Here is a 9,083-nt window from a genome sequence, read left to right as displayed (position 1 = left end):
CTTACCTCTTCAGATGAGATTGTTGCAACCTTTGTTTTGTTAGGTACACCAGATCCGCTGTCAATTTTACATGCTTTTTTAAGAAGCACTGCAGCCGGTGGAGTTTTTGTGATAAAACTAAATGATCTATCCTGGTAAACTGTAATTACAACAGGAATTACAAGTCCCATATCATTTTTTGTTTTTTCATTAAACTCTTTACAAAATTGCATAATGTTAACACCATGTTGACCAAGAGCAGGACCAACCGGTGGAGCAGGATTTGCTTTTCCTGCTTCGATTTGAAGCTTAATAAAGCCCGTAACTTTCTGTGCCACGGTAATACACCTCCATAAAAACTGTGGTAAATTTCGGGTAGATTAAAAAACCCTCCCACTGCATTTCCCTCTTGGAAATACACCTTCTATAAACACGCCTTGCGGCATATTTAACTATTATTACATAACTTCTGCCTGACCGTATTCAAGCTCGACAGGAGTTTCTCTACCAAACATTGAAACCATAACAACAAATTTGTGAGTTTCTTCGTCGATAGACTGAACTTCTCCGATAAAGTCAGTAAGAGGACCGTCGGTAATACGAACACTGTCTCCAACTGCAAAATCAAGTTCAAATATTTGTTCTTCAAGGCAAAGATTTGCTATTTCCTCTTCAGATAAAGGAACAGGTTTTGAACCAGGGCCTACGAAACTTGTAACCCCTCTTGTGTTTCTTACAATGTACCATGTTTCGTTATCCATCACCATTTTAACAAACAGATAACCAGGGAAAAGCTTTCTTCTAGTTGCCTTCTGAACACCGTCTTTAACTTCTACAACATCTTCTTCAGGAAGTCTTATTTCCAGAATTTTATCGTGAAGTTCACGGTTTTCAACTGTTTTTTCTATATTTGTTTTCACCTTATTTTCATATCCTGAATAAGTGTGAATGACATACCATTTAGCATTTTCCATAACAACTTACAGTGAAATACTGCTCCTCCTATATTACTTTGTAAACCATTGTACAATTGAGAATCTGAATCCGGTATCAAGCAGTGCTATAATAATACCGAAAATCAGAACGAAAGCAATAACAATCAATGTGTTATTCACAAGTTGTTTCCAAGAAGGCCAAACAATCTTTTTAAATTCAGATTTTATGCCTCTTATAGATTTAACCAATTTATTTTCTTTTTTATTGGTTCCGGCTTTGTTCATCATAATTCTATACACTCCTTACAGTAAAATGGAACACAAACTATTTTGTTTCCTTGTGTAGTGTGTGTTTCTTACAGAATTTACAATATTTGTTAAGTTCAATTCTGTCCGGGGTATTCTTTTTGTTCTTAATTTTGTCGTAATTTCTCTGTTTACATTCAGAGCATGCTAATGTAATTTTAACTCTCATTAGTTACACCTCCAACGGTTAATTTATTCAAAAAAGGCACAATAAAAAAAGACCTTTTTCTTTAAGGCAAAGATAGTATATCATATCATTATGTTTAAGTCAATAGTTTTTTTAATATTTTTATATATTTTTCCATATCAAAAATTTAAGCCCCGGTTTGTAACCGGGACTTATAATTTATTCTGTTAAATCTGCGCCTTTTTCTATAAACATTGCACGGACTTTTTCTTCAATTTCATTATAGATATCAATATTTTCTTCAATAAACTTTTTGGCATTTTCTCTGCCCTGACCAATTTTAATGTCTCCGTAATTAAACCAGGCACCGCTTTTCTGAATGATATCCCCTTTTACTGCATAATCAATAAGGCATCCTGATTTAGAAGCGCCCTGACCGAACATAAGGTCAAATTCCCCTTCTTTAAACGGAGGAGAAACTTTATTTTTAACCATTTTTACTTTTACACGGTTACCTTTTAATTCGCCACCATCTTTTATCGCTTCAATTCTTTTAACTTCCATTCTCATAGAAGCATAAAATTTAAGCGCTTTTCCTCCTGTAGTAGTTTCGGTAGGCCCGTATGAAAAACCTGTTGACATTTTTTCTCTTAACTGGTTTATAAATATTGCAGTTGTTTTCGATTTACTTATAACACTTGTTAATTTTCTCATCGCTTTAGACATAAGTCTTGCGTGAAGCCCCATTTTGATATCGGTCATTTCCCCGTCAATTTCGTCCTTTGGAACAAGGGCTGCTACTGAGTCGATAACTATAATATCAATGGCATTACTTCTTATAAGTGCTTCTGCAATTTCCAATGCCTGTTCTCCGTTATCAGGCTGAGAAACCAACAGAGCATCAATATCAACACCTAACTGTTCTGCATATACAGGGTCAAGAGCGTGTTCAGCATCTATAAATGCCGCTTCTCCACCCATTCTCTGAGTTTCTGCTATAATATGAAGAGCAACTGTTGTTTTACCTGAAGATTCCTGACCGTAAATCTCAACAATTCTTCCTCTTGGAACTCCACCTACACCTGTTGCAATATCAACTGATAAAATACCTGTAGGAATAACCTCAACACTCATATTTGCATTTTGCCCAAGACGCATTATTGCACCTTTACCAAACTGCTTTTCAATTTGCAAAAGCGCTGCATCCAATGCTTTTTTTCTTTCTACATCAGCCATTTTAATTCCCCTCTTTCTTTATATGATATCAGGTTTTAAATAATCTATAAGAGTTGATAATACAGCATTAACTGTACTAAGCCTTATTTTTTCCCTGTTACCCCTGAAATTAAGTTTTTTTGTTATTGTTGTGTTTTTAGTAGATATGCCCATATATACAAGCCCCACAGGTTTTTCTTCTGTTCCTCCATCCGGACCTGCAATTCCTGTAACACTTATACCGAAATCTGCACCAGAGAGAGTTCTTATACCTTTTGCCATCTGGGCAGCAACCTCTTCTGAAACTGCACCGTGATTTTTAAGGGCTATATTTGATACTCCTGCAAAACGGGTTTTAATCTCATCAGAATAGGTAACCATTCCGCAATCAAATACTTCGGATGCTCCGGGAACATCTGTTATAGTTTTTGAGATATATCCGCCTGTGCAAGATTCACAAAAAGCAACCTTCATTTTTTTCTTTTTAAGATACTCTACAACTTTCATATTAAGAGTATCATCATCAAACCCATATACATATTTTGAAAATCTTAAAATCACTTTTTCAAGATAAGGTTTCATAACCCTCTTCGCATCTTCTTCTGTTTTGCCGCTTGAAGTAAGTTTAATATGAACTTCGCCTGTTTTTGCATATGTCGCTATAACTGGGTTTGAAGTTTTTTCTATCATATCTTTAAGCTGAGTTTCCACATAAGACTCGCCAATACCTGAAAGTTTAACCGTTCTTTCTAAAATAACTTTGCCTGTTTTATCTTTAAGATAATTTTTTACCTTATTTTCAAACATAGGCTTTAACTCATTTGGCGGACCAGGAAGTAAAATAAATATTTTATTATCTTTTTCAAGAAGAATTCCAGGCGCTGTGCCATTATCGTTTTCTATTTCTTTACTGCCCTCTATTATATCTGCCTGTCTTAAATTATTTTCGGTCATCATTCTGCCGGTTTTTTCAAAATATTCTCTTATTTTTTTCTCACACTCATTGGACCTGACAAGTTTTAAACCGTTTACCTTGGCAACTTCGTCTTTGGTAAAGTCGTCATAAGTAGGGCCTAAGCCACCGATTGTGATTATAAGATCTGCTCTTTTTTTCGCAATCGTTAAAACTTCCGATATTGTTTCATCGTCATCCTTAACGCTTGTGCGATACATAACATCTACACCCAATGAGCCTAATTCTTTTGAAAGGTATGGGGCATTAGTGTCAATTATATCTCCCGTTACTACTTCTGTACCAACGGAAATTATTTCACAAATCAATTTAATTTCCTCCGTTTGAATAATTTATAATTATTTTTTCAGTATTTCTTATAGCCTCATCAACAAGACTGTCAATACCTTCAAGTTTTAACTCTTCTTCTCTAATCTCTGAAAGTTGAGGTTTTGTTTTAGGATGTTTTGGAACAAACACTGTACAGCAATCTTCATATGGCTGGATAGATGTTTCAAATGTTCCTATTTTTCTCGAGATTTTAGTTATCTCTTCTTTATCCATACCAATAAGAGGACGGAATACAGGCATACTTACAACATCGTTGGTAACTGTCATACTCTCTATTGTCTGAGATGCAACCTGACCAAGACTCTCCCCTGTAACAATCGCTTTTGCTCCGTGAAGTTCGGTAAGTTTTTCTGTAATTCGCATCATTACTCTTCTCATAAGTAGAACAAGCATATCATTTTGTGCTTTTTCGTTTATTAAAAGCTGAATATCAGTAAACGGAACAACAAACAGTTCAATTCTTCCTGCATAATCACTAAGAATCTTAGCAAGAGTAATAACCTTTTCTTTGGCTCTTTCAGATGTATACGGATAGGAATGAAAGTGAACTGCCATAAGGTCAACCCCTCTTTTGGCTATCATATAACCTGCAACAGGGCTGTCTATCCCGCCTGATAACATCAGTGAGCATTTACCGTTTATTCCAAGAGGAAGACCACCAGGCCCTGCTACCTTTTTGCCATAGACATAAGCACCTTCATCTCTTATTTCTGCCATAACTGTTATATCAGGATTTTTTACATCTACCTTTGCATCTTTAAAGTGGTTTGAAAAGATATAATCGCCCAGTATTTTCTGAACTTCTGGTGATTTTAAAGGAAATTTTTTATCCTGTCTTTTCACTTCTACTTTAAAAGTTTTCCCGGTTGTATATGCCTCGTTATAACATTTAAGCGCTTCGTTTTTAATCGCTTCAATATCTTTTTCGCATTTTGTGGCACGGCATACATATAAAATTCCAAAAACTTTTGTAAGCCTTACGGTAGCCTCGTCATAGTCAAAATCGTCTATCATCCCTTCAACATAAACTGCAGCCTGATATTTTGTAATTTTAAATTCGCCAAGACCCTTTAATTTATTTCTTATATTCTTTAAAAGACGGTCTTCAAACAAATGGCGATTAAGACCTTTTAGTATGATTTCTCCGTATTTAACAATCAAAACTTCCATAATCTATAATTTTAACCTCTTTCTTAAAAGTTCAACCTCTTCTTTAATAACTCCAAATGCATACTCTACCTGTTCTAATGTATTTAAGCTGTCAAAACTAAAGCGGATTGCACTGTCATAAACCGATTTATCATATCCCATAATTTCAAGCACCTTTTTCTTCCCTGAATAATTGGAAGAACATGCGGACCCACTGGACACATATATATCCTTAATCTCAAAAGTATGCAAAAGAATTTCTGAACGGATATTTAAAAAAGACACATTTAAAATATGGCAGGATGAATTATCCATAGGTGTATTGATACTCACTTTATCCATAGTAAGAAATTTATTATAAAGATAATCTTTAATTTCTTTTATTCTTGCAATATCCCCTCTAAAAGTTTTAAGATGTTCATCAACAGCAACGCCAAAACCGTAAATACCAACAGTATTCTCAGTACCGTTTCTTACACCGTTTTCCTGACCTCCTCCAAGGCTTAGAGGAAGAAGATGAATCCCCTTTTTAACATACACTGCCCCCACACCTTTTGGCCCGTTAACCTTATGGGAACTTATGGATATAAGGTCTGCCCCAAGGTCTTTAACCGTAAAAGGAATTTTTAAAAAAGATTGAACACAGTCGCAATGAAGAAGTGTATTTTTATTTTTTTTATTTATTATATCTTTTATTCTTTTTATATCAAATATATATCCTGTTTCATTATTGACATGCATAACGCTTACCAAAGAAGTATTTGAGTCTACTTCTTTTTCTAAAGCATCATAGTCAAAACCTTTATCTTTACTAAAAGGAATAAACTTTACATCATATCCTTTTTCTTTCAAGGCTTCAAACTGATTTAGAACTGAGGGATGCTCAATAGTTGTTGTAATAATTTTTTTACCCGAATGTTTATTTCTTAAAAGATAGCCTGTAACACAAAGGTTATTCGATTCAGTTCCACCTGATGTAAAATATATTTCACTCTTACTGCACCCTAACGCTTTGGCTATTATATCTCTTGAATACTCTATTTTCTTTTCGGCTTTTAAACCCATAGAATGAAGAGAAGACGGATTGCCAAAGTCTTCGCTTAGCATTTTTAACATTTCATTATTTACTTTTTCTAATGTTTTTGTAGTGGCGCTGTTATCAAAATAAGTAAACATAACTTCTCTCCTATCATTACTTATTTATTATAACATTTTTATAAAAAAGTTGCAAGAATTCCTGCAACTTTTTTTATTGTTATATTAATTTTTATCAAGATAATTTCTTATAATTTCTATACCTTCGTCTAAAGATGATAATTTAGCATACATAAGTTTTTTAGTTTCTTCGTCAAATTCTACTATATCAGGAATACCTATACATTTCATCCCTGCACAAGAACCTGATATTATCCCGTGTTTTGAATCTTCAAACACGAAACAATCTTCTGGGTTTACACCGATTTTTTCGGCAGCAAGTAAAAATATATCAGGATGAGGCTTTCCCCTTTCAACTTCATCCCCTCCAACCACACTGTCAAACACATCATTAAGCCCTACTTTAGAAAGATTTTTTAAAACAGTTGTTTTAGAAGAACCACTTGCAATCGCAATTTTAATATTATTCTCTTTTAAAAATGCTATAAGTTCTTTTGCACCTTTTTTAAATTCCACTTTTCCATTTTTAATTATATAATCTCTTGCTGCAATTTTAAAAGAGTCTGTTTCAAGGTTTTTATAAGTTTCTTTAAGATAATTGGTCCACCCTGTTTCATTCATTCCGCAAACATTGACAATACTTTCTCCGACACCTTTTATCCCCTGAAGATTACCTGCATATTCCCAAGCTAAGATGCATATTTTTTGTGTGTCAAATAGTGTTCCGTCCATATCAAATATAACGCCTATCATTTTATCTCCTTAGTTTTTATAGGTCAACACCTAAAAATTTCTTTGCTAATATACCAACCACAAAAGATATAACTGCAACGCCTACGCTGATTAAGGTCATCTCTAAAAAACGAGGTTTGAATTTTTCTCCTTTTGCTATTGATATATAGTATGTAAAACCTGCAATAATAAGTATAACTATGCCTAACATAACAAATAAGGCTGTAAGGTATGCGTTGTTATCCAAGAGCAAATATGGAAGTATTAAAAGTGCAACTGTTACAAGATATGCAACCCCTGTATATGTGCAAGATTTTAGGGCGTCTCCTCTTCCCTCGCTCTTTGCTGCTAAAAATTCACTTGATGCCATAGAAAAGGTTGCGGAAATACCCATTATAAGCCCTGATAATGCTATAAGCCTTGTCTTCTGCATGGCAAATGTAAAACCTGCCAGTGAGCCTGTAAGTTCAACCAATGCATCATTCATCCCAAGCACCATACTGCCCACATACTGAAGGCTCTCTTCGTCAAGCATATTAAGAAGTGCGGCTTCGTGTTCTTCTTCCTGTTTCTTTATTTTAGCACTTTCTTCGACTTCTCTTAATATTATGTCATATTCTTTTTGTGCTAATTCTTCCCCGTTTTCCATAAGTTTAACAGCAAAAGTAAAACCTAAAACACGTGCTAAAAATTTAAATTTAAATATCTTTATTTTATTTGGTTTTAATTCTTCTTTGGTATACTTTTTCCATATTTCATAATGATTTCTTTCTTCTTCCGAAAGACGAAGAAGTGTTTTCTTATTTTCTTCCCCTTTTGCAAACTTTGCAATTTCACGGTAAATTATGCTCTCATCAAGTTCATTCTGTTGCATTTTTCTTATAATATCAACACTTGTTTTTGATAATTTCTTTACCATTTTTTCACCCTCATTTAAAAATTATATTTTTGTATAGTCTTTTTTAGGTTTCCCCGATTATATAAAATTTTAATTTTATTATATCATAATAAAAAAAATCTTTCAATATTTTCCAAACTATTATTAAAACTTAAAAAAAGATACTCAAAACTATGAGTATCTTTTTTAATATTACACATATAAAATTTAAAATTACCAGAGTAACCTGCGTTAAAAATTATTTGCAGTTTTTACGCCATTCTTCTGCTTTTTCAGCTGACATTCTAACAATGCTTTCTTTTGTATATTTAGATTCTTCGCCACCGTTAGTATATAAGAAGTATTTACCTTCTTTAGTCATATAAAGACATTCTTCATATCCGTCTTTATCTCCGAATTGACCAACAGTATTTTTGGCAATAAGTTCAGCTGTATCTGTGTCATATTCAACTTTGCATATTATCTTTTTCATAATTACATCTCCTTTTTTATTATTTTTATATCTATATTATATCATATCAATCTTAAAAAACAAGTATATATTATATTAAAGACAAAATTTGCTAAAATAATACATAAAAATAATAAAATAGTATAATAATTTAAATTGATTTTTTAACTTAAAATTTAAAAAACTTAAAAAGTATTGAATATTTAATGAAAATGAATGAAGATAGTACATATTATTTGCAAAAAAACTTAAAAAGTATTGAATATTCAATGAAAATGAATGAAGACAGTACATATTATTTGCAAAAAGCCTGAAAATTACCGGATATTTAAAGCAAATTGTCGCAGACAGTACATAAATAGTACGGCAAGACAATTTGATTTAAAAGCATAACCATTAAAGTATTATCCGAATACGTTTTAGAATTACAAATTTTTGATATTATGTTGTTAAAAGCCTTGAGAATATAAAAATATTCCCAAGGCTTTTGCCTAATTCTATCTAAAAATTTGTTAATTCTAAAATTCTTTGAACCTTACAAGCCTTTAAAATAAGATTTTTCAAGGCGAAAGATTTCGATAATACAAGGTATATCGAAATTGACAACGAAGAAAAATCCAGTTTTAAAGGTTTTAAGGCGTATTCGTATAATACTTTAATGGTTATTGTTAGACGATAATTTTCAGGCTTTTTTAATAAAAAAAGATCAGCGGCTATCTATCTTCCCGGGCGGTCTCCCACCAAGTATTTTCGACGTTCAAAGGCTTAACTTCTGTGTTCGGAATGGGAACAGGTGGACCCCTTTGGCAATCACCACTGATCATGGTTAAAGG

At 33.0% G+C, this 9,083-nt stretch carries 11 protein-coding genes and 1 rRNA gene; all 12 read right to left on the bottom strand.

What is annotated here, in order from left to right:
• Nucleotides 1-317 (bottom strand): 50S ribosomal protein L11 (rplK, locus tag IKZ35_00060; GenBank protein ID MBR4892359.1); only part of this gene is annotated, 317 nt, incomplete at its 3' end.
• 120 nt (nucleotides 318-437) lie between these two features.
• A complete protein-coding gene (nusG, locus tag IKZ35_00055) occupies nucleotides 438-953 on the bottom strand; it encodes a transcription termination/antitermination protein NusG (protein MBR4892358.1) in 516 nt (171 codons plus the stop codon).
• Nucleotides 954-986: 33 nt separating this feature from the next.
• Nucleotides 987-1,202, bottom strand: coding sequence for a preprotein translocase subunit SecE (secE, locus tag IKZ35_00050; GenBank protein MBR4892357.1), 216 nt, complete (start codon nucleotides 1,200-1,202; stop codon nucleotides 987-989).
• A 37-nt stretch (nucleotides 1,203-1,239) separates the two neighbouring features.
• Entirely contained in the window at nucleotides 1,240-1,389 is a 150-nt protein-coding gene (gene rpmG / locus IKZ35_00045; GenBank protein ID MBR4892356.1) for a 50S ribosomal protein L33, read from the bottom strand.
• A 177-nt stretch (nucleotides 1,390-1,566) separates the two neighbouring features.
• Entirely contained in the window at nucleotides 1,567-2,583 is a 1,017-nt protein-coding gene (recA, locus tag IKZ35_00040) for a recombinase RecA (protein MBR4892355.1), read from the bottom strand.
• Between the two features lie 18 nt (nucleotides 2,584-2,601).
• Nucleotides 2,602-3,843: a competence/damage-inducible protein A gene (locus IKZ35_00035; GenBank protein MBR4892354.1), complete on the bottom strand. Its 1,242-nt coding sequence runs from the start codon at nucleotides 3,841-3,843 to the stop codon at nucleotides 2,602-2,604.
• Nucleotide 3,844: 1 nt separating this feature from the next.
• A complete protein-coding gene (thiI, locus tag IKZ35_00030; protein ID MBR4892353.1) occupies nucleotides 3,845-5,038 on the bottom strand; it encodes a tRNA 4-thiouridine(8) synthase ThiI in 1,194 nt (397 codons plus the stop codon).
• The gene (locus tag IKZ35_00025) at nucleotides 5,039-6,190 is read right to left on the bottom strand and encodes a cysteine desulfurase (protein ID MBR4892352.1); all 1,152 of its coding nucleotides are present in this window, start codon (nucleotides 6,188-6,190) and stop codon (nucleotides 5,039-5,041) included.
• A gap of 84 nt (nucleotides 6,191-6,274) precedes the next feature.
• Nucleotides 6,275-6,922 (bottom strand): HAD family phosphatase, encoded by a 648-nt coding sequence (locus tag IKZ35_00020; GenBank protein ID MBR4892351.1) that lies wholly within the window; start codon nucleotides 6,920-6,922, stop codon nucleotides 6,275-6,277.
• A gap of 16 nt (nucleotides 6,923-6,938) precedes the next feature.
• On the bottom strand, nucleotides 6,939-7,820 hold the full coding sequence (locus IKZ35_00015; GenBank protein ID MBR4892350.1) for a VIT1/CCC1 transporter family protein: 882 nt from the start codon (nucleotides 7,818-7,820) through the stop codon (nucleotides 6,939-6,941).
• Between the two features lie 217 nt (nucleotides 7,821-8,037).
• Entirely contained in the window at nucleotides 8,038-8,271 is a 234-nt protein-coding gene (locus IKZ35_00010) for a hypothetical protein (protein ID MBR4892349.1), read from the bottom strand.
• A gap of 683 nt (nucleotides 8,272-8,954) precedes the next feature.
• Nucleotides 8,955-9,071: ribosomal RNA gene (gene rrf, locus IKZ35_00005) — 5S ribosomal RNA — on the bottom strand.
• Nucleotides 9,072-9,083: the final 12 nt, after the last annotated feature.

Source organism: Clostridia bacterium, assembly GCA_017554615.1.
Taxonomy (GTDB): Bacteria; Bacillota; Clostridia; order UMGS1840; family HGM11507; genus SIG450.
The sequence above is the reverse complement of the archived record's forward strand: the minus strand, read 5'-3'. Positions and strand labels throughout refer to the sequence as shown.

Bases quoted from the DNA above. Each gene is read 5' to 3' on its own strand.
- nusG (MBR4892358.1), bottom strand. From the start codon at position 953: ATGGAAAATGCTAAATGGTATGTCATTCACACTTATTCAGGATATGAA.
- secE (MBR4892357.1), bottom strand. From the start codon at position 1,202: ATGATGAACAAAGCCGGAACCAATAAAAAAGAAAATAAATTGGTTAAA.
- rpmG (MBR4892356.1), bottom strand. From the start codon at position 1,389: ATGAGAGTTAAAATTACATTAGCATGCTCTGAATGTAAACAGAGAAAT.
- recA (MBR4892355.1), bottom strand. From the start codon at position 2,583: ATGGCTGATGTAGAAAGAAAAAAAGCATTGGATGCAGCGCTTTTGCAA.
- IKZ35_00025 (MBR4892352.1), bottom strand. From the start codon at position 6,190: ATGTTTACTTATTTTGATAACAGCGCCACTACAAAAACATTAGAAAAA.
- IKZ35_00020 (MBR4892351.1), bottom strand. From the start codon at position 6,922: ATGATAGGCGTTATATTTGATATGGACGGAACACTATTTGACACACAA.
- IKZ35_00015 (MBR4892350.1), bottom strand. From the start codon at position 7,820: ATGGTAAAGAAATTATCAAAAACAAGTGTTGATATTATAAGAAAAATG.
- IKZ35_00010 (MBR4892349.1), bottom strand. From the start codon at position 8,271: ATGAAAAAGATAATATGCAAAGTTGAATATGACACAGATACAGCTGAA.